Origin of the sequence: Leptospira stimsonii (genome assembly GCF_003545885.1) — a bacterium.
Lineage (GTDB): Bacteria > Spirochaetota > Leptospiria > Leptospirales > Leptospiraceae > Leptospira > Leptospira stimsonii.
In genome coordinates this window covers 15401-40891 of sequence record NZ_QHCT01000006.1, presented here as the reverse complement: position 1 = coordinate 40891, position 25491 = coordinate 15401, and the positions used below count along the sequence as shown (strand labels likewise).

Sequence of the window (25491 nt, the reverse complement as noted above, 5' to 3'; positions counted from 1 at the left end):
CGAATCACCGAAGAATGAAATTAGATACGATTGGAAAAGAACTTTGAGATAAAATAAGCGTTTCGAGACGAAGACGTTTTCTCCTTCTATCGTCTTTTTCTTTCTTCGAGATAAGAATGCCAGAAGAGCATCGTCGCGATCGAACGATATGGTTTCCATTTCTCACCGAGTTTTCGGATTCTTTCCTGAGGAGTTTGAGGAGGAAGTCGTTTTACCTTTTTTAGAGATTGAAGTAAGGCGAGGTCCCCGATCGGAAAAATGTCGGTCCGGTGGAGGGCCATCAAAAGATATACGTCCACGGTCCAATTTCCGATTCCTTTGATCGCTGTGAGTCGAGTCCGTATCGTTTCCTCGGGAAGATCCTTCAATTGAGAGATCACGATTTGTTTTTCGAGAACCGCTTTTGCGAGTTCTTTCGCATAAGCCGTCTTTTGCCGGCTGAAATAACATTCCCGAAGTTCCAAGTCGCTTAATAAAACGATTTTCTTCGCGGTCACGATCCCGATTTTTTTCTTAAGCTTATCCAGAGCGGCTTTCGCGGAGGCGAGCGAAACCTGCTGTTCCAATACGATATGAATCAAAGTTTCAAAATTCGGTTTTCGGCTCCAAAAAGGAGGATATCCGTATTTTAAATAAATGGAATATAGATCGGAATCGATCTCAAAGAGGCGATCGCAGATCTTATAAAATTCTTCTTCGTCAAAAGTGCGGATCATAGAATAAAACCGTAGAATGAAAAATCGATTTTCTTAATACAAAATTTGGAAAGAGTCTCCAGCGTTAGGAACTCTTTCACGGATAAACGATCCTAAGAATTAAGAATATCCTTTATTTTTCGTTGACTCTGTGCTTACTATTTGTTTAGTGTTCTTTTATGAATGCTAGACGTCCCGCCGCTTTAGGTTTTATCTTCGTAACCGTCCTCATCGATGTCATCGGATTTGGAATTATCATCCCCGTCCTCCCGAAATTGATTCAAGAATTGACCCAGGGCACTTTGAGCGAGGCCGCTTTGACCGGTGGAGGGCTTATGTTTGCCTATTCTCTCGTTCAATTCGTAAGCGCCCCTTTTGTGGGTAGCCTGAGTGATCGTTTTGGGAGAAGACCCATTCTTCTTGCCTCCTTATTCGGTTTTACTCTGGATTATTTATTTTTAGCCTTTGCTCCTTCCATCTTCTGGTTGTTTGTCGGACGCGTCATTGCGGGTATCATGGGAGCAAGTTTTACGACCGGATACGCATACATTGCGGATATCAGCCCCCCGGAAAAGCGAGCGGCGAATTTTGGAATCTTAGGAGCGGCCTTTGGACTCGGTTTTATCATCGGTCCCGTTCTCGGAGGTCTTTTGGGGCAGTATGGATCTCGGGCACCGTTTTTGGCCGCGGCGGGTCTGACTCTCGTCAATTGGCTTTTCGGTTTTTTTATTCTACCGGAATCCTTGTCGAAGGAAAACCGAAGAAAGTTTGAATGGGAAAAAGCGAATCCGATCGGCTCTTTGATCAACCTCAAACGGTATCCGATGATCTTAGGATTGGTAGTTGCGTTTTTCCTAATCAACACAGCCGCTCACGCGGTTCAGGGAACTTGGAACTATTATACGATGGAGAAGTTTCATTGGGACGAAGAGATGGTCGGATATTCTCTCGGTGTGGTCGGTTTCGTTTACGCGATCACTTTGGGAGTTCTGATTCGTTTGATTCTTCCGATCCTCGGTCAAAATCGAAGCATCTATTTAGGCTTGGCTTTGAGCGCTCTCGGTTTCGCATTATTCGCGCTTGCCACTCAAAGTTGGATGATGTTCGTCTTTCTGATTCCCTATTGTTTTGGAGGAATCGCGATGCCTCCTTTGCAGGGAATCATGTCTTCTCAGGTTCCCGAAAACGAGCAAGGAGAATTACAAGGAGCTCTTACGAGTTTGACGAGTGTCACCGCGATCATCGGTCCACTTTTGATGACCGGGTTGTTTGCATATTTTACGGGAAAGAATGCCCCCTTTTATTCGCCCGAGGCTCCTCTTTGGATGGGAGTTGTCTTAACATTGCTGAGTCTTTGGATCGCAGTAGGATCCCTGAGAAAACATCATTCTTAATTTTGAATGTTTGGAATGAAATTCGTTTCGGAGAAGGAATATGAGGAAATTAAGAACCTGGAATATACGAAACGTAAAATGGATTGTCTGTTCCTTTTTCTTGCCGACTTTGTTTCTTTTTTCCGGTTGTTATACGTTTCCTAGGGAAAAACCGTCGGTGATTCCTCCGAATCAGAAAATTCTTTTGGGATATATCAATCAAGACGGGCAAGTCTTTTCTTCCAAGATCGGAGTGAGAACAAAATACAAGGAAGCGGAGGAAAAACTCAAACAATTTGAGGAGAAGGTCCACAAACCTCTTCTGGAACGTTTCGATAAGCGGATCGAAGAGATCAAAAAACACGGATTGGAGCTGGAAAAAAACAGCGCCTCGATCAAAAGGCAATTGGTCGCCGCGGTTTTGATCGCTCTTATCGTTCCGATTCCGGGAGCCGTGGAGACGGTTTTGACAGTGGGTTTGATTACGATCGCGTATCGGAAGATTCGAGAGAAGGAGGAAGACAAGATCGCGAAGGCGGCCGTGGAAGAACTGATTCAAAACTGCGAAACCGCGAAAGAGAACCTATCCTCGTTTCGTAAAAATAAACTCTTGGATTTCGTGAATAACTGGAGAAAAGAATTTAGAAAAGAAGAAAATCATGTCGTGAGTCATTCCGATTCGAAGGATATTAGAATCTATGATCTCGTAAACGAGAAGTTTCAGAAAGACGCGGATTGGTTGAAGTCCCAGGCAGAAACGGAATTGGCACACGCGAATCTTTATTGTTCTCAAGAAATCAATTTCGCAAAAGCGGAAGGAAAGAGATAGTTTTTCTTTTAGAAGGGAAAAAGTAGGAACTCCCTCTTTTTGCCAGTTCGTTTTAGTTTCGAAAGATTGTGGGAACTCCCCAAGTTTTCCTTTTTTTAGAAGGCCCGCGGAAGGGATCGGAGCGGAAATCCGGCGATGCGCCGTCGTTTCCTCGGTTTCTTTTTCCTTGGCTGTTTTTTTTCGATGGCGCTTCGCTGATTGAAGCGTAGAGCCCGGTTCCTTCCGCTTTTCGGTTCCATTTCTTTTTTCGTTTTTTATTTCCGGAAGGAAGCCGCCCGGAATTCCGAATTTTGAGGATCCTTCGTTTTGTTGCTTCGTATTTCGAGTTCGAAATTCCGACCACTTTTCTCTTAATTCGTCTTTACCAAATTTCTTTCGGAGAAGAGTCTAAACCCTAACTCTATGAAAATCATCTCTTCCATTCTCAAAGATCTCGGCGACAATTTCCGGGTTCGAAGAATTCTTCCTTCCTTTGAGGCACGTCATGTCGGTCCTTTTGTTTTTGTGGATCATATGGGTCCTGTTCCAATTCTTTCCGGGAAGGAACTTGTGGTTCGCGCTCATCCTCATATCGGTCTTGCGACGATCACGTATCTCTATGATGGGGTTATTTTGCATCGGGACAGCATCGGAACCGAAATGCCGATTCGTCCTTTCGAAATCAATTGGATGACGGCCGGTTCCGGAATCGTTCACAGCGAACGTTCTCAGTTAGATCCGAACTTTTCCTTTTTGGAAGGAATTCAAACTTGGGTTGCACTTCCGAAAGAATCCGAAGAAGTCGATCCGGAATTCTTTCATCTCGACCGTGGACAAATTCCTGTTCTTTCCGGGGATCTCTGGGAGTTCCGTCTTGCCGCGGGAGAATTTTTGGGAGAACGTTCTCCGGTGAAAGTTTATTCTCCTCTTTTCTATGGAGACTTGGAAGCAAAGTCCGGAGCCAAAGTGGAATGGAAGGTTCCTCCCGATCAAGAATCGGCCCTCTACGTTGCGAGAGGAAGTTTGGACGTTCAAGGGAATCGGGTCGAGGTAGGTCAGATGGCGGTCTTTGATCTTGGAGAAACGATTTCTTTTTCTTCTAAAGAGGGGGTTCGCGCGATTCTCCTGGGAGGAGTTCCTCTTCCGGAAAGGCGCCATCTTTGGTGGAACTTTGTTTCCACTTCTCAAGAAAGAATCGAAAAGGCCAAACTCGATTGGAAGGAAGAACGTTTTCCCGTTGTTCCCGGTGAAGTAGAACGAATTCCTCTTCCTCCTGGTTGAGTGTGAGTTCCCACGGCGCCGTTATCGGTGATTTGTTTTGCTCAATCAATGAGTGTGGGAACTCTCACAAGGAAAGAAAAAGATCGTCCAAATGTAGGAACTCACACTATTTTATGAATTTCAAGAATCGGTCTTGATTTGTAACACCAAAGAGTGTGGGAACTCTCACGTGGACGGAAAAGAATCGTCCTAAAGTAGGAACTCACACTTCTCACACAAAAAAATGCCACTCACCAGAAAGATTTTTTCGGTTCCCAAAAAAAATGGAAAGATGGTGAGAACTCCATTCTTCCAGAGGACATCGTGTTTCGATTGAATTCATTCTGACTCGAATGGGAATGAAACAAAACCCGACGGGATCAAAAAAAATCCGTTTCATCGAATCCAAACGAACTCAAATCGAAACAAAGAGAAAAATCAATAAATAAGAATATTATATTTTTCGAATGCTTATCGGAATCCCGGTAAAAGCCGCGTTTCCCGAAAGTTCGTCCAGAGATTCTTCGTCCGTAAGGTCGTTGATGCTCACTCCCGCGAATTGTTTCGCGACACTCAGACGGACACCGTTCTTCGAGTGACCGAAACCGTGCGGAATACTGACCACTCCAGGCATGATTTCCTCCGTGATCTCGGTCGGGATGAGAATTTTTCCCACCCTGGATTCCACCTGGACTTCTTCCTCTTCGGAGATTCCTAAGGTTTTTGCGTCATTCGGATGAATCAGAAGAGTACAACGATTCTTACCCGTCATGAGTTTGGGCATATTGTGCATCCAGGAATTGTTGTTCCGAAGATGTCTTCTTCCTATGAGGAGAAAGTTCGAATCCTTTTTCGGTTCGGACCACTCTTCGAATTTTTTCTTCAGTCTCGGAAGATCGTCTAACACAGGTTTGGGGAGAAGATGAATCTTTTTATCTTCCGTGAGAAGTCTTTCGGGAAAACAACTCATCAGAGGACCGAGATCGATTCCATGAGGATTGTCCTTTAACAATTGAATGTTGAGCATTCGATTGTGTTTTCCCTTTTCTCCGTAAGGTCCGGTTCGAAGTGCGAAATCAATGATCGAAGAAGGTCCGAGTTTGGTTGTGATGATCTGATCCGGAACGGGTTTTCCGGCTCTTAACAATTCGAGTCTTTTGGTGAGATCGGTAAAGATTTCCCAGTCGTGGAGCATCCCCGGTTCCGGATCAAAGATCGGTTGTGCATACTTCGTCGTATTCCGAACCGCAAAGACGTTGAAGATCATATCGTAGTGATCGTGTTCCAAGGTCGAAGTCGGAGGGAGAATGTAGTTCGCGTGTTGTGTGGTTTCGTTGATATAAAAATCGACGGAGACCATAAATTCTAAATTCTCTAAACCTTTTTCGAGTTTGGAACCGTTCGGAGTAGAAAGAACCGGATTCCCCGCAGAGGTTACAAAGGCTTTGATCTGTCCTTCGCCCGGAGTGAGAATTTCCTCGGAGAGAGCCGCGACCGGAAGTTCATCGCTGAACTCGGGAAGTTTTCTCACACGGGTCTGAAACGTATTGAAGGTTCCGGGAGAACTCTTGAGAGCGCCTTTGGGATCGATCGGATCCACCGCAGGAAGGGTGAACATAGCTCCTCCCTTCTTATCCAAATTTCCGGTGAGAATGTTTACAAGATTGATAAGCCACTGAGAGAGGGCGCCGAAGGCTTGCGTGGAAACTCCGATTCTCCCGTAACAGACCGCGTTCTCGGAAGAAGAAAATTCCAGAGCGATTCTTTCGATCGTAGAAGCGGGGACGCCTGTTACCTTTTCCACTTTGGAGGGAGAATATTCGGATGCAAGATTTTGAATGAAGGAAAGATCCTTGGAATCAAAGAGGGAAGAGGGTTTCACCAGATTCTTCTCAAAGAAAACATGCAAAATTGCTAATAGAAAGAACGCGTCCGCGCCGGGCCGAATAAAGACGTGTTCGTCCGCGTGGGTCGCCGTTTCCGTTTTTCTCGGATCGACGACGATAAACTTACCTCCTCTTTCTTGGAGTTCCTTCAATCTCTTCTTTACGTCGGGGACCGTCATAAGACTTCCGTTGGAAGCGAAAGGATTTCCTCCTAAGATGAGAAAGTATTTCGTATGATCGATGTCCGGAATCGGGATGAGGAGTTGATGACCGAACATGAGATAAGAAAGAAGCTGATGAGGAAGTTGATCCACAGAAGTCGCGGAATAATGATTCTTCGTTTTGAGGCGATTGGAGAATCTCTGACCGAAGAGCATCGAGCCATAGTTGTGGACGTTCGGATTTCCGTTGTAAACTGCGACGGAATCGTTCCCGTATTTGTTTTGAATTTCAAAAAGGGCCTTGGCCGTTTCGGACAAAGCTTCCACCCAAGAAACTTGCACCCAACCTTCGGGAGTTCGTTTAACAGGAAATTTAAGGCGATCCGGATCTTCGTAGAGATTTTTGAGTTCGGGGCCTTTTGCGCAGAGATGACCTCGACTGAAAGGATCGTCCTTATCGCCGCGGATGGCGGAAATTTTACCGTCTTCGACTTCGATACGAAGGCCGCACATGGCTTCACAGAGAGTGCAAGAACGAAAGTGGGTTTGTTGGCTCATGGATGAATTTCCTCTCAAAAGACCGGTCGATGGAATCCGAGATTTGAAAATCAGCAAGGATTTTATCCGAATTCTTCGAGGAGAGAAAGAAATAAAATCTGGCCGCATCCGCCAAACACGGAGAAAACGAAAGGGCGTTGGAAAGAGGGCGGACCGGGCCGAGTCCGGCCTCGCGGATTCCCGCTCGGTCTGGTAGGAGAGCGCTCTAAAAAAATGGGGCGCCCGTTTTTTTACCAGACCAAGGCCTCCCTGTCCCTTGCGGATCGTAAAAGGAAAACATTTCGCTGATTCGGAAAAGAAGTCGGAATTACGGAGAAAGCCGGAGAAGAAACTCTACGAAAAAAAAGAAAGCGTTTCAAAAAACTTAAAAAGTAGGAACTCACACAAAAATCTAAAATAGCTCCGTTTTTTCCTGATTCTAAAAACGCGGCTCCTAAGCTGTTTCCAAGTGGAAGGCGTTCTTAAAAGGGGAATAAGTAGGAACTCACACGAAGATCTAAAGTTACTCTTTGTTTTCCCGATTTTTAAAAACGCGGGAACTCCCTAACGGACTCCAAATGAGATGGCCTTTTTAAAAATCTCAAAAAGTAGGAACTCACACTTTTCCAAAAAGCTTCCCAAGGAGGGAAGGAGAGAAATTCTTTCCAAATATGTCCGAGGAATTCGATCCGATTCTCAAACTACAAAAAGAATTTGCGGAAGCCTTCTACTCGGAATTCAAAGAATTCTTCGGAGAAGAAAAGGAACACGGCTACGAGCTCTATTCTCTGAGCGGAGGCGAATTTGGTCCCAAGGGAAGTTGGGCCACGTTTACGATTCGAAATCCTTTTGCGTCTCGTTCTCTTGTCTTTCGCTATGATCCGGAAAATCACAAAGTGTATGCGATGCTCAAGATCCAAGTAATTCCCGGAGAAGAAGACTGGGATCTGGATTCCCTCTTTCGAAGAAAAGCTTATCCCGTTCCGGAGTTCAAGGATTCTCTCATGAATGCAGGAGAATGGATCTTTCATTCGATCGCGAGACATTATCTCGGCGCGATCTTTCAATTTTGCCCGAGAATTTTAGAACCGGACTTTCTTCCGAATTCCTGAAACGTATATTCTCATTTTAGAATGTAGGATCTCGCACTTTTTCGAAGGGAGTCGTTCTTCTCTGTGATTCTTCCGAAAGTAGGAACTCCTCCGATTTTCCACGGAACCTTTTCCTCTTTGCGGGAACTCCCGCAAATCAACCTAGATCGATAAAATCTTGGAGGAACTCTTACGATTTCCGCGCGAAGGATACGGAGGGCTTGGTCTGAAGGACCGGAGCGAAGCGGAGCCCGGAGTAGCCTGACCCGAAGCTTCTCTGATTGATTTTTTGAATTTCGGTTCCTTTTTCTGAGGGGCGCGCCCAAGCGGGTCCTATTTCTAGGAATCGGATTTTCCTTTCGGAGATTTCTTTTCTCCAACGAATAGAGGAACTTCTAGCGTTTTTCCTATCTTCTTTGCTTTTTTTGAAATCACCGGTGTGGGAACTCCCGCAATTCCAAAAACTTCCCTCGCGCGCGGTTCCTGTGCCCAGGAAAACCGGAACTTTCGTTTCGAACTGATTAAAAAATTCTTCCTTTAAAAAATTGACAAAAAACCGGGTTTACACCAGGAGGCTTCCGAAATTTTTGGTCTTAGAATGGAAATCCGCAATATCGCTATTATCGCCCACGTCGACCATGGGAAAACCACCCTTTTGGACGGAATCCTCCGTCAGACCGGAGCAGTCACTGCCAAAGAAGACACAGATCGGATCATGGACTCCAATGACCTCGAAAAGGAAAAAGGAATCACGATCAAAGCAAAGAACACTGCTGTCGTTTATAAGGGAACCAGAATCAACGTAGTAGACACCCCAGGCCACGCGGATTTCGGCGGGGAAGTGGAACGCGTTCTTTCCACAGCGGATTCTTGTCTTCTTCTCGTGGATGCCTTTGACGGACCGATGCCTCAGACGCGTTTTGTTCTCGGAAAATCCCTTCAACTCGGACACAAACCCATTCTCGTCATCAATAAGATCGATCGTCCCGGAGCAAGACCGGAAGCCGTTGTGGACATGGTTTTTGACCTTTTCTCCGACTTAGGCGCGACCGATGAGCAGTTGGATTTTCCGATTGTCTACGCTTCTGCAAAACAAGGCTGGGCGGTGAACAACCTCAGCGAATCTCCGGGCACGAATCTGGACCCACTTTTGGATACGGTCCTGAGCCACGTCCCTCCGGTCCAAGCGGACAACGAAGCTCCTCTTCAATTCCAAGTGACTTCTCTGGATTACAACGACTACGTAGGAAGAATCGCAGTCGGAAAGATCTACGCCGGAAAGATGGCGCTCGGGATGAACGTGATTCAATTGGCCGCAAAAAAATCGGACACTGCGGCGCCTGCAGACACGACTCTCTTTCGTATTACAAAATTATACAACTTCGAAGGACTGAGAAGAAACGAAGTGAACACCGCAGAAGCGGGTGATATCATCGCGATCGCGGGACTTCCCGACGTCTTTATCGGAGATACGATTTGTGAGCCTGGAAAACCGGCTCCAAGACCGGCGATCGAAGTCGAAGAGCCGACCGTTTCGATGTATTTTATGGTAAACAATTCTCCTTTTGCAGGAAAGGAAGGAAAGTTCGTAACCACTCGGAATATCCGGGAACGTCTGGATCGCGAATTGGAAACCAACGTAGCGATGAGATTGGAAGAAACCGAAGACAAGGATCGTTTTAAGGTTCTTGGACGCGGAGAACTTCATCTATCCGTCTTGATCGAAACCATGAGAAGGGAAGGATTCGAGATCCAAGTATCCCGTCCGGAAGTAATCTTAAAGTCCAACGAACAAGGTCAGAAATTAGAACCTTACGAGTATTTGGTGATGGACATCCCGGATCAGTTTACCGGCCAAATTATCTCCGAGCTCAACCGTAGAAAAGGGGAGCTTCAATTGATGGACGCGCATCCCTCCGGAATGACTCGCGTAGAATTCGTAATTCCGACTCGAGGAATCATCGGTTTTAGAGGATACTTTATTTCTGAAACCCGTGGAGAAGGTGTAATGTCGTCTCGCTTCCTACGTTTTGACGTATACAAAGGAGAAATTCCGGGTCGTAAGAATGGTGCTCTTATTTCGATGGATTCTGGAGAATCGACCGCATACGCTCTCTGGAAGATTCAAGAACGGGGAGAATTGGTGATCGGCCCGAATACGGCGGTCTATCCCGGAATGATCATCGGTATTCACTCTCGCGAGAACGATCTTGAAGTGAATCCCGTAAAAGAGAAAAAGCTGAGTAACGTTCGTTCCTCCGGAGCCGATGAAGCAATTCGTCTGATTCCTCCGAGAAAGTTTTCTCTTGAACAGAACATCGAATTCTTAGACGACGATGAACTTCTCGAAGTAACCCCGCAGAGTTTACGTCTTCGTAAGAAGTATCTCGACGCAAACATGCGTAAACGGAACAAATAAAAACCGAACGGTCGTGGATCGAAATAAGATCCGCGGCCTTCCGCTTTTCCAACCTTTCCTTTTTTTTCCCGAACGTTTACCTTACCTCTTACTCATTCTTCTTCCTTCCTTTTTTTTAAAGAATCGAGAGCTCTTCTCTTTATCTAACAAGGATTAGGCGAAAAAGATTTTTAAACGTATTTCATTTCTACATCTTTCGCCTGCGCGGCATTCGAAAGTTTGCCATTCATTCGAGCATTCAATTTTCTGAATACAATTTTCGAAGTGTAAAAACTTTCATATTATCATTCGAATGTAATTCGCTTTTTCTTCAAAATAAAAGAACGAATAAAATAAAAAAATATTTCGGTAAAGGATACCATATGCCCGGAATGATTTCGAATTGCTTATTTTTTAAGCGGAAATAAATTTCCAAAGAGATCCTTTTTTTAAAAAAAATGGCATCGGTGAATGTTAGATACCGTATATAATGGAAAGAACGAAGAAGAACCAGTGTCTAAGCACTAAGTTGGTTCATTGTAATTTGAATTTGACAGGAGAAGAATTGATAAAAGTTCTGATAATGAAATTGGAGAAAGCATGAAAGCTTTTATTAAAGACATTTGGTTTCATAGAGAATCGGAGATTCGATCTCTCAATGGACTTCGGGCTTTCGCAATTATCTTGGTGATTTTAAATCACTATGCGCTCGTTTGGGAAGAATTGGGGACGTTTCATTCCGAATCTTTCTTTTGGTCTGGAGTGGATTTGTCTTTTGTTTTGAGCGGTTTTCTCATTTCTCTGGGGCTATGGAACGATTGGACGCGAAACGGAAAGATTAATTTTAAATCGTTCTTTCTCAAAAGAACTCTTCGTATCTTTCCCGCCTATTTTATCTTTCTCTTGATCAGTCTTGCTTTTTTGTGTATTGCTTTGAAAGTTGCTCAGAAGTCAGAGATGATTCAACAATCAAATCGATTGAGCTTATCTTTGATGAATTCTTGGGGGGATTTTGTTTTCCTAGGAAACTATTTCCAAGGATTCAATATACATACTTGGTCCTTGTCGATGGAAGAGCAGTTTTATCTGGTTTTTCCGTTTCTCTGCGCTTGGCTTCTGTTTAAAAGAGATCCAAAAGTAAGACAATGCCTTTTGTGGATTCTTCTTTTGGTGCCGACATTGACTCGTTTTTGGATTTATTCGAAGACCGTCTATCCTTCCTCCCCGGAATACTTTCAGGAAATCTACTTTCCGTTTCACACTCGATTTGATTCGATCGTGATCGGAGTAATCGCGATGGACATTTATATGAATCATAAGTCCATCGTGGAAATTTTAAAACAAAACGATCTCGTCTATTATTTTAGTTTATTCTTCTTCTTTTCCCTTTTAGCAACCGCCCATTGGATTCACGAGGAAGTGAATACGATTCTGAATCATACGATCAAATATAATTTTCTGAATATAGGTTTTGCCGGTATTTTGATGCTTTCCGTCGTTCGGTTCGAAGGATTTTTGCATCGCTTTTTGAGTTTGCGATTGTTCGTTCCCATATCCAGATTGAGTTATACGATCTACCTCTGGCATTTGGTTTTGATCGGCGTTGCCATTTCGGTTCTCGGAATTAAATCGGAGCCGGAATCAATGTTGGTATTCCTTTCTCAGTTTGCGATTGTCTTTCTTTTGATTCTCTTATTTGCGGTTCCACTCTATATTTTGATCGAGTATCCGTTTCAAAGACTTCGTTCTAAAATGATCGCCAAGTAAGAGAAACAGAATCGCAGAGAACCGTTTCTAAAAGACATTTGATCATCTTTCGTTCTTTAACTTTTCGATCTCTCTGATCAATTCTTCTTTGCTTACGTTCGGATCTGATTTTAATTTTCGAATCAATTCATCCGCCGTGGCTCTTTTGTTGATCGCTTTATAATCCACATTCCCTTCCAAAAGGACCGGATCTCCGATGACGACGGAAAGATTCTTTTTAGAGACGGGTTCTAAGGTCGCAGATTGTTGAAAAACTTCTATGACCTTACATGGGACTTTTTCATTTCCGACAAGAAAGGTCATTCCGGGTCTGATAAAATCGGTCTTGGAAAAGACGGCCACGATTCTATCCTCCACGTTCTCTCCGCCCCTATAGAAGACGACTCCGGAAATTTCATTGTCCAAGGTTAGTTTCTTCTGGTTTACCGTCGTCGTGATTCTTCCCAAAAAGGCGTTTCCGATCTTTCGATAGATTGACTTGGAAAATTTCAACTCCCTTCCGTCCGGCGACATTTCTCCCAAAAGATTTCCGCTCGAAGTAACGTTCCCGACTTCCCTAACTTTTGCCGGCGCTCCCATTTCGTTGAGCTTCCATTTTTTCGGATCCGATTCTCGTGCGCCCATATGGAGAACGTGATATTCTTGATATAAGGATTCCTGAAGCAGGATTTCGTTTTGACTCGTCAAGACTCCACCGGATCGAATTCTCCATTCTTCCCTATTGTCGCTTGCGACAAAAGAAAGACGAACGATCGTTTTCCTTTCAAATGCAAGCTCCCCGTTTGATTTTGGAAAGATGCTTAGAACTTCGATCTTGAGCTTTCCATCCTTGTCCCATTCACTTGTTTCCGAGGAAAGATAGAGCCCGCTTAGATTCGGATCGGGAGGGGTAGGTTTCCCTTTTAGGTTGCCGACACAACCGATAAACGAAAAAGTATATAATAAAATAAGAATATGGATGTACGTGAATTTCATAGATGTTCCGAAACTTAGCATGAACTTATCTTTTTGAGGGTAAAGTATCTTTTTGTTTTTCTTTGGATTTTATTTTCGATGACCTTGATTTTGTTTTCGCAACTTTTTTCCTAGGAGTTGGTTCCGATTTTTTTCCGGCGTTCCTATATTTCTTTTTGAGAGTTTCCGGAAATTTTTCGATCGCATAACGTAGCATTGTTCTCGGCATAATCGAGGCATAACGATCCAAAAAATCGATTTCCGCTTTTTTGTCCCGATTTCCGACTTCCCGAAGCATCCAGCCGACGGCTTTGTGAATGAGATCCTCTTTGTCTTTCAGGAGTATCTGCGCGATTTTTAGAATCTCTTTGAAATCGTTTCTTCGGATAAAAGCGTATGTGGAAAGAATCGAAACTCTTCTTTCCCATAGATTTTTCGATTCCACAAGTTGATACAAAAGAGAGCGGTTTTTGTCGATCAGATATTCACCGATCAAGATTCTCGCGCTCAAATCGACCAAATCCCAGTTGTTTACATACTTTAGATTCTTTACATAAAATTGATGAAGTTGTTTTCGTTCCTTTTCTTCGGCTTTTTCAAATTGATCGCAAAGGATAAAGAGAGAGGTCAATCTTTCCTCGTGTATCGGAGAACGTAACAGAATTTCGATTTCCTTTAACGGAAGACCTTCGTATCGTTTGGCGATTTTTCTCTGAATGGGAACGGTGATTCCGAGAAAGATATCTCCTTCGGCGTAATCACCCGGTCCCGTTTTAAAATAGCCGGAAAGAAAATCGGCTTTGACCGGATCGCCTAATTCTTGCAATGCCCTCTGAACACTTTCCGCTTTTGGAATCACCGGTAAATCTTTCATCCGTCTTTGGTAATCGAGAAGATCTTGATTTCAATTCTATTTTTAAAGAAAGAATGAGTTTCCTCGTCTGTGAATTCGCTCTTTTTTTTGATCTCAAAAAATCAGGAAACGATTGACTTCGTATTAACAAAAGGATGGAATTCAGTCCGATTTTGGAAACCATTGGAAAGGAGAATCTATGTTCATCGGACATTATAGCGTTGCCTTCGTATTAAAAAAAACGGTTCCGAAGACGCCTTTCTGGTCCCTTCTCGTCGGGGTTCAGTTCGTCGATTTCTTATTTATGATTTTCATAATGCTCGGAATCGAACATATGAGATTGGTTCCGGGTTTTACGGCGAGCAATCCATTCGATCTTTATTATATGCCGTTTACGCACAGTTTGGTCGCCGGGATCGTCTGGTCTTTGCTTGTGTTTATCGGATTCTATTTTTATAAAAAATCAGAGGATACTACTTACCAATGGAGGATCGCACTTTCGGGCGCATTCTCCGTTCTTTCTCATTACATTTTGGATTTACCCGTTCATACTCCCGATCTTCCCGTCTTCACGGATTCCGGAACCAAGTTGGGCTTCGGTCTTTGGAACAATTTATGGCTTACGGTGGGAATCGAAGCGTCTCTAACCGTCGTATCGTTCGCTTATTATTTTCGCGGAAGCAAAAGTGGAGAAGGTTTTTTGGGAAGATGGGGAATGTTGGTTCTTGCAGGTTTCTTTTTAGTTCTTATCTTGATCAATCCGTTCGCTCCGATACCGGGTAATATCTACGTCTTTGCGACACAAGCGTTGGTTCTTTATACTTTGATCGCATATTGCGGGCACCAAATGGACGCGAAACGGATCTATGAAAGCGAGTAAATCCGAAATCGGAAAGTTCCTACGTTCCCATTCCTAAAATAATCATTGTGCTTTTGGGCTTGGCTTTCGTCGGAAACAAGAAGGTCAAAAGAATTTTTTTTGTGCGACTTTGTTCCTTAGAGAACAAGGAACGGGCTTGGAACGGGATTCCTTACAAGAAGAAAGGCTTGTCAGAAACGATCTAAATTTCAGAGTTAAGAAAGTATGGCAAATCGGGAAGAAAAGGAAAAAGAAACGAAGACCAAAAGACGACCTCTTCATAATATTTATGGAAAGGAAATTCTTAAAAAACGTCTTGAGTCCGAAAATTTTCCGAGAACCACTCTTTCTTTTTATCGTTATGTCATTTTAGAAACCGTAGAATCACTGAGAGATCAACTCTACTTAGAATGGGAATCGCTCGGCGTTTTGGGTCGTATTTATATCGCCAGAGAAGGAATCAACGCGCAACTTTCCGTTCCTTCCCACAATTTTGAAAAGTTTCGGGAGAATTTGGATTCGAGAGAAGAATTCAAAAATATGCCGTTTAAAATTGCCGTCGAAGACGATCGAGAATCATTCTTAAAATTGGATCTGAAGATCAGAAAAAAAATCGTTGCGGACGGTCTAAACGATGACGCTTTCGATGTGACTAACGTGGGAACTCATCTTTCCGCTGAGGAATTCAATCGTCATCTGGAATCTGAAAAAACGATCGTAGTCGACGTCAGAAATCATTACGAGAGTGAAATCGGTCATTTCGAAAGAGCCCTCTTGCCTCAGTCCGATACGTTTCGAGAAGAACTTCAGATGCTTCTTGAATTGCTACACGGGAAAGAAGATGAGAAAATTCTTATGTATTGCACGGGAGGAATCCGGTGCGAAAAGGCGAGTGCTTGGTTAAAACATCACGGCTATAAGGACGTGAATCAATTGCACGGCGGGATCATCTCGTATGCCCATGAAGTCGCTGAAAAAGGATTGGAGTCCAAATTCAAAGGAAAAAATTTCGTCTTCGATGGGCGTTTACAGGAAAAGATCGGTACCGAAATCATTTCGACCTGTCATCAGTGTGGGCAAAAAAGCGATCGTCACGTCAACTGCGCAAATCCCGGGTGCCATATTCTTTTTATACAGTGCGAGCATTGCTCAGAAAAATTCGAAGGTTGTTGTACGGAAGAATGTAAAACGATTTTACATTTGCCTAAAGAAAAACAAAAAGAAATCCGGAAAGGAAAGCTGAACGACAATCGGTTTTTTACGAAATCGCGCGTCCGTCCTAAGATTTCCGAGCTCTATAAAACTCAAAATCCCTTTGAAACAGTCTAAACGTTTCGATTTTTTGTTCGTTTGGACCAAAACCACGCTAGGGTAACTCCGGCGATCGCGTGCCAGATGCCCCAGGTAGCCGCGATGATCGCCATACTACCTTGACCTTCGAAAAAAGCGAAGATCAGAACCAAACCAAGACCTGAATTCTGAATTCCCGTTTCGATGGATATACACCTTGCGTCCCTTTCATCCAGTCGCATGAGCTTCGCAAAAAAATAGCCCAGAAAAAAGCCGATCGAGTTCATTAGAAAAACGTAAAGAAATACGCGATGGATTACCTGTAAGAAGATTTCAAAGTTTGCGGCAAGTGCAACAACGAGAAACGCGACGAATATGAGTCCGGAAAGTAGCTTGAGCGGCTTTTCCGCTTTCACGGCGAACTTAGGTAAAAAACGATTCGTCAAAAGCCCGAGTCCGATCGGAATCAGTAAGATCGTTAGAATTGTTTTGAATACGTCGAAAGGATCGAGTGCGATTACTTTTAGGACATTGTGGATCGGCGGATAAAGATTCCCCCAAAAGAAGAAATTAAACGGAGTAGCAACGATCGCTAACGAAGAAGAAAACGCAGTCAGTGAAATGGAAAGGGCTGTGTTGCCTTTCGCGAGCGAGGTTATAAAATTGGATATGTTACCGCCGGGACAGGCGGCGATAAGAAGCATTCCTAACGCAACACCTGGAGGAGGACTTAATATCCAGAGCAAGAGATAGGTTGCGAGCGGAAACAAAAGAAATTGGGAAACGATTCCGGTAATGGACGCCTTCGGCTTTTTTAAAAGAAGCTTAAAATCTTCTAATTTTAGTTCCAAGGCGATTCCGAACATGATCAACCCCAGAAGTATATTCAAAAATATTAATCCATTCTCATGAAAATTGATCCGGACCGCGTCCAAATCCTGCATCGATCAATCCGCCCAAGCAACGTATATTTTTCTCGGACCGGAAAATGGATGTCTTCCGTGAGAGACGGAATAGTTATCGATCACCAGGACGTCTCCGTTTTGCCAAGAGAACAAAGAAATATTTTTCCAGAAAACTTCTTGGATTTGAACGAGTTCATCCAAAGTAATTTCTTCTTCGTTCCCGTAACTGCAATGTGTATCTAGATATTCTTTTTTTGTAGTAAGTTTTTTGATAAGAGTTAGAACTTCCAGAGCGATTCCGATAAAAAAACCACGAATCGTTTTTTGACGAGCGAAGATATACCAATATTCTTTTCTAGCGGCGTCGATATGGAAAACCTGAGAATGATTGTGCCAAGCCGCAGTTTGGAATTCGGGATGTTTACGAATCGCAAGGGTTGTGTTTATCAGACGAAGATTATCTTCGCCGTACCATTCCACCTTGAAATTTTGCTTTTTGGAAATTTTCTCCACTTCGTCCCGATTTTGTGTCTGGAACATTTCATCCCATCTTTTCGTTTTCCAGAACTGAAAACGTGAACGATTCGAAGGTCCGTTATAAACTCTGGAATACTGAATTTTTTCTTTTTCGAATTTATCACGGATCGATTGAGGAACTTCTTGTAATACCTTTCGAAGATCGGTGATCGGAGTTTCTCCGAATTTGCCGGGCGCTTCTCCACAGAAGAAAAAAAGTTTTCGAGGAGGAGAATCTAAAAAGCTCATCTCCGCGTGTTGCATGATCGGATAAGCGGGAGGAAGTTCCGTCGCCGTGAAAGCATATTTCGTAATTTGATTACGGGGGGAAGTTCCCAGATAATTATTTTTTAGATTCGGATCTACGTTTAAAATCACGTCTTCGAAATCCTGCGGTGATTCTACGTTAAAACCTCGGAATAGGATCGCGCCGTATTCCCTCAGATCATCAGTTAACGTACGTTTGTTGGACTTGATCCACTGGATCAAAGAAGACTTGTCCGCTTGATCCAACGATTTCGGTTGATAAACGACCGGAAGCGGATTCTTAGGATCTAAGAATCCTTTTTGTAAGGAAGAATCGGATTTTGCGTTCGTTTTTTTTGAAATGATCGACTTTGATTTCGGCTTGGATTGTGTTTTTCTTTTTTCCTTCGGTTTAGTAAGAGTTTTTGTAGCCATCGTAAATCACGTCCCCCGAAACGATTTCCAGATCCCACTCAAAGGATTCCTCTGGACCGGTATTTTTTAAATACGATAAAAATGTGAGTTTCTTTAAGTGCAAGGAAAATTTGCTATAGCAGAATAAAAATTTAATAAAACGAATCAAGTTGGAAACAAGCCGGAACAAGGTAAAAGCACTTAAGCAGCATATTCAAGTTTTACAAAGCGATCCAATCTTTAATTTAGACTTCTTATGAATGAATCATATCTGTTTCAAAAAGCTCAAAATATTTCCGCTTTTCAATTTATAGAATGAAATCATGTGCGTTTTATGGGAAATAAATCTGTTAAAACAGAAAATTGCTTGCAATCTTCAATTTTTCATCTTAGGTAAAATCTGGAAGAATTTGAGTCTTCCAGAAGGCGTAGGAGGCTTTATGAAAAAACGTTGGCTGAACTTTAGTTTCATTCTTCTCATTCCGTTCGCATCGGTTTTGGCTGGCCCGGACGATGTTCTCGTGACTACCGAGTGGCTTTCACAAAATCTCGAAAATCCGAAGGTTCGGATTATTGAAGTGAGCGTAGATCCCGGAGTGTATGAAAAGGGGCATATCAAGGGAGCTTTGAATTTCCGTTGGCATACGGATCTTGTTGATCAACCCAGAAGAGATATCGTCTCGGCGGAAAAATTCTCAAAACTACTTTCTCAATCCGGAATTTCAAACGATTCGACAGTGGTTCTTTATGGCGATAATAACAACTGGTTTGCGACCTGGGGAGCTCGGATCTTTTCTCTTTACGGTCATAAGGACGTTCGTATCTGAAACGGCGGTCGTAAAAAATGGGAATTGGATAAAAAACCGTTTTCGACGGAAACACCGAGCGTTGCCGGGAATCGTCTCCGGTATCACGCTGACGTCCGTAAGTCTTCTCGGTTTTTCGGCGATGGCCGGAATTGTCGGCGGAGGAGGGATCGGGGATCTTGCGATTCGTTTCGGTTATTATCGATATGAGGACGGGATCATGTTCGCAACGGTCGCCATCTTAATTCTTCTCGTACAATTGATCCAATGGTTCGGGGATACAATCCGAAAAAAAGTGGATAAAAGAGCCGGATAGAAACGGTTTCCAAAAGTTGAATGTGTTTGTATCGAGAATTTTTAGATCTCGATACAAACTTTTCCGAAATGTTTTCCTGCCTTGAGAGTTTCATACGCTTTCGGAGTTTCCTCAAAAGAATATACGTGATCGACGACGGGTTTGATTCCATTGATGCTGATCGCTCTGTTCATATCTTCGAAATTTCGTCTGCTCCCTACGATAATTCCCTGGACTCGGATTCCTTGCATCAGGATCGGAAAAAGGGATAGATTGTTGCTTTCTCCGCCAGCTAACACTCCGATGAGAGCGATGGTTCCCCAAGGTTTTGTGCTGGAGATTGATTTTTGAAGTGTTCCCGCACCTCCGACTTCGATGATGAGATCGGCGCCTTTCATATTCGTCATCTTTCGTACTTCCCGATCCCAGTTCGTTTTTTCGCTGTAGTTGATGACTTCGTCCGCGCCCAATTCTTTTACTTTTTTTAATTTATCGTCGCTGGAAGAAGTCGCTATTACCCTGGCTCCCATCATTTTAGCAAATTGTAATGCAAAAATGGAAACACCGCCCGTTCCTTGAACTACGACGGTCGCTCCGGGTTGAATGTTTCCGTGCGTAACGATCGCAGTGTAAGCGGTCAAAGCAGCGCAAGGGAGCGTCGAAGCTTCCGCAAAGGAAATGTTTTCCGGCATCGGAACTAAGCCTTGTTCGCCGAAAATTCTCAGTTCGCAGAGAGTTCCATCCAACGGACCACCTAACGTATTTCTGAGCATGTCGATATCAGGCGCTCCGTCCAACCAAGTCTGCGCAAAGTTCGCACAAACCTTTTCTCCCACTTTCCACTTCGTCACGCCCGGACCGATCTGAACGATTTCGCCGGCTCCGTCCGAGAGAGGAATCAAAGGAAGTTTTTGTTTCGGGTTGTATTTTCCGATCGCCATCAGATAGTCTCGGTAGTTGAGTGAGGCGGCTCTCATTCTTACTAAAACCTCTCCGTGCGAAGGGGTAGGATCCGGACGTTCTGCGATTTTTAGATTCTCCAGTCCGAATTGATTTTGGATTTCATACACTTTCATAATAACGATTTTCTCCCGAATCTCTAGGAATGTTTTCTGAGAATTCCCTTCCAGGAAAACTCATTTTTTACTTTTTACATCGAGTCGATCTTTCCGGATTCTTACCCTTTTCATTTCAGAAGAATCGAAGTTCAGCGGAAGAGTAAAATCGTCTAAGAAAGGGTGAATTGTCCCGAAATGGGGTTTCCTTTTTCTGATTGCTCACCCGTGTCTTTTGGAAAAGCTGGAAAGAGAAGTCATGAGTAGCATTGAAGAAGTTCAGAGAGAAATTGTTTCCGAATTTTCCGAATGTACGGATTGGCAGGAACGTTATCAACTTCTCATCGAGATGGGAGACGAACTTGGTTCTATTCCAGATTCGCTCAAAACACAAGAACGATTGGTGCCGGGTTGTCAGTCCCGCGTCTGGATCGTTTCCGAAGAAACGGAAGGAAAGGTTGTCTTTCAAGCTGACAGCGATTCAGCGATCACCCGCGGTATGATCGCTCTCCTCATTCGTGTTTTTTCGGGAAGGACAAGAGAAGAAATCAAGAACGCGTCCCTCGAATTCTTAAAAGAGATCGGATTGGACAAACATCTTTCCATGTCCCGAAGAAACGGTCTTTATTCCATGGTGAATATTCTAAGAAACAGTTGAATTTTAAATCCGATCCATATGATCTCGTCGAAAAACATCCGCACAAATTGGAAAAGACGATGCGAGAAAGAATTGAGTAGGACCTCGCGTTAAAGACACGCTGATTTAGAATGGAACGATCGATGACTTCGCTTAACAAATCCGTATCACAATCTCCGATCCATATCAAAACCTACGTTCCGAATGGATTTTTAAAATCGTATATCAGAGATTATATGGTCATCGAAAGCGATTTGGAAAGGGAAAACCGAATCCTACCGAATTCATCCTTAGTCTTGTCCTTTCGAATTCGAGGGAACGTCGATATCACGGAACAATCCAAGGAAAATCGGGTTCCTGTTTTAGGAATCGCAGGCCTAAGAAAAAATTCGCGTCTGATCCGATATTCAAGAGACTCTTCCGTGTTCTTAGTCAACTTTCAAGAAGGCAGGGCGGCCAATTTTTTTAAGATTCCGATGAACGAACTCTTTGGAATGAACGTTTCCCTCGATCGTCTTCTTCCAAAATCACTGACCTCGGAAATCGAGGAAAAACTTTCTGAGTCGAGAACGAACGAAGGAAGAATCAAGATCATCGAAGAATTTTTGCTTTCCCTCATTAAAGAATCTAAAACGGATCTTCTCGTGTTTGAGACTATTAAAAGAATTCGGAACACGAATGGGAATCTCAAAATTCGGGAGCTGATCCAAGGAATGCCGATCAGTAGAGATTCTTACGAAAAAAGATTTAGACAAACGATCGGAACTTCCCCGAAACAATTCGCAAACTTGGTAAGGATGAAATCTCTGATCGAACGTTATTCTCCCTTTCAAAAGCTCACGGATATCGGATACGAAGCCGGTTATTTTGATCAGGCACATTTTATCAAAGATTTTCGATCGTTTACGGGACTTGCTCCCAAGGATTTTTTCAGAACGCCGTCTCTTTGGTAATTTCCTGATTTTTTACAATTTTGATTTTTGATCTCGGTGTATTCTGGTTCTCGAAAGGAGAATCAGAATGCAGAAAATTTACATCGACCGATTTATCGTACCCGTATCTTCGAAGGAAGAATTCTTTCAAAGGGTCAAGATCAACCGCGAGTTTATCAAAACTCTTCCCGGATTCATTCAAGATTCCGCATATAGTAGAGAAGAAGAAGATCGGATCGTTTTCGTAACGGTCGCGGTCTGGAAGGATCAAGAATCGATCGAGAACGCAAAGAAGAGCGTCTTTTCCGAATATGAAAAGCAAGGTTTTGATATGCCTGGAATGCTGGAACGTTTGGGCATTTCTATCGAAAGGGGAGTTTTTGAGAAAGAGGTTTGAATACTATGTCCAGCCGAATTTTTCTATAAGACGGACTTAAAGTCCGTTGCAAGCCGAATTTTCAGTAGACAGCCGTTTGTTGGAACAAGTTCTTCGATCTTATTTTGATTGAATGGGACGCGGGCGCAATGGCTCACGTTTGAATTGGGTGAAATGAAAGTTAATTCGAAAATAGGAATATTTAAAAATTGGAATGTATCAGTTGGGTTTTTTAATTCGTTTTTCGGAGTTTCGCGGGAAGTTTGTTCCATACCAATTGATACGAATCGTGGATTCTTTTTTCCAATTCTTTCCGAGGTAAGGTTTTGAGAGAAGCGCACTGAACCCAGTCATATCTCGCGAGATACGGGGCGGGAATGATTCCTTTTTTCCGGGAAAGGATTTCCGTGTCTTCCGGGCTACATTTGAAAATGATCGTAAACGGTTCTTCGGTCAAAAGAACACAGAACATCTTTTTGTGAACGGTAAAGACTAAATCTTTTTCCCATTTGATTTCTTCGTTTGCAAAGGGTAGGGAGAGCGCAAACCTTCGGATCGGTTCGAATAGGGGATCAGACGCAACGATCTTGATCATCTTTTTAAATCAATTCGGGACGGTCGGAGAGTTCGTTCGGGTTTTGTTTTCCGGCCGGGAAATGTTTTTGAAGAAGTTTTGTGAATTCTTCGATGGCGTCGATTACACTTTTTAGATAATCTCCGGATCGAAATCCCGTTTCCATTTTTGAACAGATTACGTCTAACGTGGATTGTCCGATCTTTTTGTAAATTCCTCGATCGGCCAACAATTCTATCTTTTTATCGACTAACTGGATATAGATGAGAATTCCCGTGTTCTCTTCGGTGTCCCAGATTCTTCTTTCCGAAAAAAGTTCTTCGGCTCTTTGTTTTGTCTTGAGTCCGTTCAAAATTCTGAACAAAGGAAGATTTCCTTCGAGGATAACTTTGATTTCTCCGGTATGTAGTTTTTCGGAATTGGAAACGCAGGATTCTATTTTTTTTAAGTCTTCCTTACTAAAAAACTTTCTGACTCGGGGTGATTTGGATTTATCCGAGGAAAACGTGAAGGCGGAAAAAAAGGATTCTATGAGATGATTTCCGGCTCTGAGGAATTTGGATTCTTCTTTGGTTTGATTCTTAGCAGTCATAATCGTATTCCTTTCTACCAACTTCCGGAAGCTCCTCCGCCTCCGGAACTTCCACCGCCACCGCTCCAAGATCCTCCACCTGAAGAAGAGCCCCAGGAAGAACCGGAGGAACCGCCCATTCCTCCGCCGTTTGCGAGGACAAAGAACCAGAGAAGAAGCGCACCGGGGATCAGCATCCACAGTGTGATCGACCAGAACAAACCAAGAATGATAAAAATGATTCCGCTGATTCCTCCGGACAATCCGTTCCCGAATACGAATCCGAAAATCTTTCCGGCTACGACTAAGATAATAAAAGCGGTGATCAGTTTGCTCGGAAGTTCCGGCATATCACCTTCCGAATCCGATCCGCCCACACGTCCACTCGCGGCGGGAAGTTCTTCTCCGTTGATCGTAGAGATGAGCCGATCGATTCCTTCCGAAATTCCTTGATAATAGTCTCCGTTTTTGAAGTGAGGAATCATAAAATCGCTTGTGATCCGTTTGGCGATCGCGTCGGGGATCGCACCTTCCAATCCGTATCCGACTTCGATTCTTGTTTTATGATCCTGGATCGCGACGACGAGTAGAACCCCGTCGTCCACGCCTTTTCTTCCGAGTTTCCATTGTTCGAATGCTTTGACGGCGTATTCTTCTATGCTCCAGTCTTTTGTAGAACCGACTACTAAGACGGCGATTTGACTTCCCTTTCTTTTTTCAAACTGAACGAGACGTCCCGTAAGAACCGACTTTTGAGAATCGGTAAGAGTAGAGGTCGTATCCGTTATTTGCGTTTTGAGCGCGGGAATTTCCGGATCTTCCGCTCTCCATTCTTCTCTTTGAAGAATCCAGGAAGAATTTTCCGTTCTTACACTCCAACCCGCGGTCAACAAAAGAAGACCGAAAAAGAAGAAACCTTTTTTGTTCATCCGAAGTAGATTCAAAATTCTTAAAATTTAACTTCCGGTGGTTTGGAAATTTCTTTTTCGTTTTCTACCGTAAAGGAAGGTTTTGTCTGAAAGCCGAATATCTTCGCGGTTAAATTACTCGGAAATTGTCGAATGGTTACGTTGTATTTTTGTACGGCTTGTATATAACGATTTCTCGCGACCGTGATTCTGTTTTCCGTACCTTCCAATTGCGCCTGAAGATCCCGGAAATTTTCATTGGATTTGAGTTCCGGATATTTTTCCACAACGACCATCAAACGAGAAAGCGCGGACGTCATCTGAGATTGCGCCTGGGCGTACTTCTTAAAAAGGTCTGGGTTGTTGAGAGTTTTTTCATCCGCTTGGATCGAGCCGACGCCGGCGCGTGCTTTTGTGACTTCGATCAGAACTTTCTCTTCTTGAGCCGCGTATCCTTTGACCGTGTTCACAAGGTTCGGGATGAGATCCGCTCTTCTTTGATACTGGTTTAACACTTCAGCCCAAGACGCGGTTACCGCCTCGTCTTCTTCTTGGATCGCGTTGTAACCGCAGTTCGAAGAAGCCAAGGTCGTGAGGACCAGCATAGAAACCAAAAAAACGTTGGATAGAAACTTCGTTTTCAAGAAATTCTTTTCTCCTGTTGAGGTTTAATTCTCTTATACTTAGACCCGGATCGTAAACAGAATTTTCTTTCTTCAAAACGGAAAATCTTCTTCTATGTCCGTAAAGTCGTTCCCGTCCGTTTCTTCGGCTTGGTTTCCGCCCGGTTTTTTTTCGGGATTCGGTTCGGAGATACTTAAGGATAGGTAATTTCTTCCCGTCGCGGACTTTCGAATCCATCCCGCCAGTCGATACGTTTTTCCATCCAGCAATACCTTTCCCGTGTAGTCCGGTTGGGTTTCCTTTTCCTTGGTCGCGTTGCTAAAGAGACTTCCTTTTTTTTCTTTCAGTGCGTATTCTGCCATGTTTGATTCCTCCTTTTGATGTTGGCTTTTTTGTCCTTGGGTCTTTTTGAAATCCTCGGAAAGTGTGAGTTCCTACTTTTCCGAAGTGTTCGAGTTAGGCGGCTTCGGAGTTGCGAAGCGCGTCTTTCGCCAAGGCTCTTTTGCGGATTTCTTCGATCAGCTTATCTGCGAGAATGTCCGCGATCGCCTCGATTCTTTCGTCCATCCATTCTGCTTTGTTTGTTTCCATGTCGTTTGCTCCTTTATCTGAAAATCAGGATACAGGAAACCCGGGACAAAAAAGTCGAGAAGAGGGGATTTTTTTCGATTTTGAGAAGAATTCTTTTTTTTGCAGAAGA

General features: G+C 43.5%; 26 protein-coding genes. 13 read left to right on the top strand and 13 right to left on the bottom strand.

All coding sequences use genetic code 11. The features are described from left to right. Nucleotides 1-86: 86 nt before the first annotated feature. Entirely contained in the window at nucleotides 87-716 is a 630-nt protein-coding gene (locus DLM75_RS18405) for a DNA-3-methyladenine glycosylase family protein (RefSeq protein ID WP_118969972.1), read from the bottom strand. Nucleotides 717-874: 158 nt separating this feature from the next. Here DLM75_RS18405 and DLM75_RS18400 point away from each other — a divergent pair, with 158 nt between their 5' ends. From DLM75_RS18400 to DLM75_RS18385, 3 genes are all read left to right on the top strand, one after another. Continuing rightward, a complete protein-coding gene (locus tag DLM75_RS18400; RefSeq protein WP_118969971.1) occupies nucleotides 875-2089 on the top strand; it encodes a TCR/Tet family MFS transporter in 1215 nt (404 codons plus the stop codon). A 40-nt stretch (nucleotides 2090-2129) separates the two neighbouring features. Then, complete coding sequence (locus DLM75_RS24725; protein WP_241547982.1) at nucleotides 2130-2897, top strand: hypothetical protein; 768 nt, start codon at nucleotides 2130-2132, stop codon at nucleotides 2895-2897. A 402-nt stretch (nucleotides 2898-3299) separates the two neighbouring features. After that, nucleotides 3300-4157, top strand: a complete 858-nt coding sequence (locus tag DLM75_RS18385) for a pirin family protein (protein ID WP_118969969.1) — start codon at nucleotides 3300-3302, stop codon at nucleotides 4155-4157. 433 nt (nucleotides 4158-4590) lie between these two features. On the opposite strand, the gene DLM75_RS18380 is transcribed toward DLM75_RS18385, so the two are convergent. Next, nucleotides 4591-6696 (bottom strand): molybdopterin-dependent oxidoreductase, encoded by a 2106-nt coding sequence (locus DLM75_RS18380; protein WP_241547988.1) that lies wholly within the window; start codon nucleotides 6694-6696, stop codon nucleotides 4591-4593. 695 nt (nucleotides 6697-7391) lie between these two features. On the opposite strand from DLM75_RS18380, the gene DLM75_RS18370 reads away from it, so the two are divergent. From DLM75_RS18370 to DLM75_RS18355, 3 genes are all read left to right on the top strand, one after another. Beyond that, on the top strand, nucleotides 7392-7832 hold the full coding sequence (locus tag DLM75_RS18370; RefSeq protein WP_118969966.1) for a hypothetical protein: 441 nt from the start codon (nucleotides 7392-7394) through the stop codon (nucleotides 7830-7832). Between the two features lie 577 nt (nucleotides 7833-8409). Then, nucleotides 8410-10230 (top strand): translational GTPase TypA, encoded by a 1821-nt coding sequence (gene typA / locus DLM75_RS18360; RefSeq protein WP_118969964.1) that lies wholly within the window; start codon nucleotides 8410-8412, stop codon nucleotides 10228-10230. 579 nt (nucleotides 10231-10809) lie between these two features. Next, nucleotides 10810-11976, top strand: a complete 1167-nt coding sequence (locus DLM75_RS18355; RefSeq protein ID WP_118969963.1) for an acyltransferase family protein — start codon at nucleotides 10810-10812, stop codon at nucleotides 11974-11976. 42 nt (nucleotides 11977-12018) lie between these two features. Here the strand turns inward: DLM75_RS18355 and DLM75_RS18350 are convergent, their stop codons facing one another. Together DLM75_RS18350 and DLM75_RS18345 are read right to left on the bottom strand one after the other, a co-directional pair. Continuing rightward, nucleotides 12019-12951 (bottom strand): LIC12353 family lipoprotein, encoded by a 933-nt coding sequence (locus DLM75_RS18350; RefSeq protein ID WP_118969962.1) that lies wholly within the window; start codon nucleotides 12949-12951, stop codon nucleotides 12019-12021. A 25-nt stretch (nucleotides 12952-12976) separates the two neighbouring features. Further along, nucleotides 12977-13804, bottom strand: coding sequence for a DNA alkylation repair protein (locus DLM75_RS18345; protein WP_118969961.1), 828 nt, complete (start codon nucleotides 13802-13804; stop codon nucleotides 12977-12979). 178 nt (nucleotides 13805-13982) lie between these two features. On the opposite strand from DLM75_RS18345, the gene DLM75_RS18340 reads away from it, so the two are divergent. Further along, complete coding sequence (locus DLM75_RS18340) at nucleotides 13983-14663, top strand: hypothetical protein (protein WP_118969960.1); 681 nt, start codon at nucleotides 13983-13985, stop codon at nucleotides 14661-14663. Nucleotides 14664-14867: 204 nt separating this feature from the next. Further along, the gene (trhO, locus tag DLM75_RS18335; protein WP_118969959.1) at nucleotides 14868-15971 is read left to right on the top strand and encodes an oxygen-dependent tRNA uridine(34) hydroxylase TrhO; all 1104 of its coding nucleotides are present in this window, start codon (nucleotides 14868-14870) and stop codon (nucleotides 15969-15971) included. On the opposite strand, the gene DLM75_RS18330 is transcribed toward trhO, so the two are convergent. Further along, nucleotides 15968-16876, bottom strand: a complete 909-nt coding sequence (locus tag DLM75_RS18330; protein ID WP_118969958.1) for a bile acid:sodium symporter family protein — start codon at nucleotides 16874-16876, stop codon at nucleotides 15968-15970. The two genes, trhO and DLM75_RS18330, sit on opposite strands and share 4 nt — an antisense overlap. A gap of 3 nt (nucleotides 16877-16879) precedes the next feature. Then, nucleotides 16880-18034: a TauD/TfdA family dioxygenase gene (locus tag DLM75_RS18325; protein WP_118969957.1), complete on the bottom strand. Its 1155-nt coding sequence runs from the start codon at nucleotides 18032-18034 to the stop codon at nucleotides 16880-16882. 419 nt (nucleotides 18035-18453) lie between these two features. Between DLM75_RS18325 and DLM75_RS18320 the strand changes: the two genes are divergently transcribed. Then, nucleotides 18454-18840 (top strand): rhodanese-like domain-containing protein, encoded by a 387-nt coding sequence (locus DLM75_RS18320; RefSeq protein ID WP_241547981.1) that lies wholly within the window; start codon nucleotides 18454-18456, stop codon nucleotides 18838-18840. 61 nt (nucleotides 18841-18901) lie between these two features. Beyond that, nucleotides 18902-19135 (top strand): hypothetical protein, encoded by a 234-nt coding sequence (locus DLM75_RS18315; protein ID WP_241547980.1) that lies wholly within the window; start codon nucleotides 18902-18904, stop codon nucleotides 19133-19135. 41 nt (nucleotides 19136-19176) lie between these two features. On the opposite strand, the gene DLM75_RS18310 is transcribed toward DLM75_RS18315, so the two are convergent. Then, nucleotides 19177-20190, bottom strand: a complete 1014-nt coding sequence (locus DLM75_RS18310) for a zinc-dependent alcohol dehydrogenase family protein (RefSeq protein ID WP_118969956.1) — start codon at nucleotides 20188-20190, stop codon at nucleotides 19177-19179. Between the two features lie 238 nt (nucleotides 20191-20428). Between DLM75_RS18310 and DLM75_RS18305 the strand changes: the two genes are divergently transcribed. The 3 genes from DLM75_RS18305 (at nucleotide 20429) to DLM75_RS18295 (ending at nucleotide 22135) form a co-directional block, all read left to right on the top strand. After that, nucleotides 20429-20827, top strand: a complete 399-nt coding sequence (locus DLM75_RS18305) for a SufE family protein (RefSeq protein WP_118969955.1) — start codon at nucleotides 20429-20431, stop codon at nucleotides 20825-20827. Between the two features lie 122 nt (nucleotides 20828-20949). Beyond that, nucleotides 20950-21759: a helix-turn-helix domain-containing protein gene (locus DLM75_RS18300; RefSeq protein ID WP_241547979.1), complete on the top strand. Its 810-nt coding sequence runs from the start codon at nucleotides 20950-20952 to the stop codon at nucleotides 21757-21759. A 67-nt stretch (nucleotides 21760-21826) separates the two neighbouring features. Then, nucleotides 21827-22135 (top strand): antibiotic biosynthesis monooxygenase family protein, encoded by a 309-nt coding sequence (locus DLM75_RS18295; RefSeq protein ID WP_118969954.1) that lies wholly within the window; start codon nucleotides 21827-21829, stop codon nucleotides 22133-22135. A gap of 211 nt (nucleotides 22136-22346) precedes the next feature. Here the strand turns inward: DLM75_RS18295 and DLM75_RS18290 are convergent, their stop codons facing one another. From DLM75_RS18290 to DLM75_RS24845, 6 genes are all read right to left on the bottom strand, one after another. Next, a complete protein-coding gene (locus DLM75_RS18290; protein ID WP_118969953.1) occupies nucleotides 22347-22709 on the bottom strand; it encodes an MmcQ/YjbR family DNA-binding protein in 363 nt (120 codons plus the stop codon). A 4-nt stretch (nucleotides 22710-22713) separates the two neighbouring features. Further along, nucleotides 22714-23280 carry a TPM domain-containing protein gene (locus tag DLM75_RS18285; protein ID WP_118969952.1) on the bottom strand — a complete coding sequence of 189 codons (567 nt, stop codon included), beginning with the start codon at nucleotides 23278-23280 and terminating at the stop codon, nucleotides 22714-22716. A 14-nt stretch (nucleotides 23281-23294) separates the two neighbouring features. Further along, nucleotides 23295-24188, bottom strand: coding sequence for a TPM domain-containing protein (locus DLM75_RS18280; RefSeq protein ID WP_118969951.1), 894 nt, complete (start codon nucleotides 24186-24188; stop codon nucleotides 23295-23297). Between the two features lie 20 nt (nucleotides 24189-24208). Continuing rightward, the gene (locus DLM75_RS18275) at nucleotides 24209-24772 is read right to left on the bottom strand and encodes a LemA family protein (protein WP_429945496.1); all 564 of its coding nucleotides are present in this window, start codon (nucleotides 24770-24772) and stop codon (nucleotides 24209-24211) included. A 111-nt stretch (nucleotides 24773-24883) separates the two neighbouring features. Continuing rightward, nucleotides 24884-25153, bottom strand: coding sequence for a DUF736 family protein (locus DLM75_RS18270; RefSeq protein WP_118969949.1), 270 nt, complete (start codon nucleotides 25151-25153; stop codon nucleotides 24884-24886). Nucleotides 25154-25247: 94 nt separating this feature from the next. Further along, nucleotides 25248-25382 (bottom strand): hypothetical protein, encoded by a 135-nt coding sequence (locus tag DLM75_RS24845; protein WP_277738623.1) that lies wholly within the window; start codon nucleotides 25380-25382, stop codon nucleotides 25248-25250. Nucleotides 25383-25491: the final 109 nt, after the last annotated feature.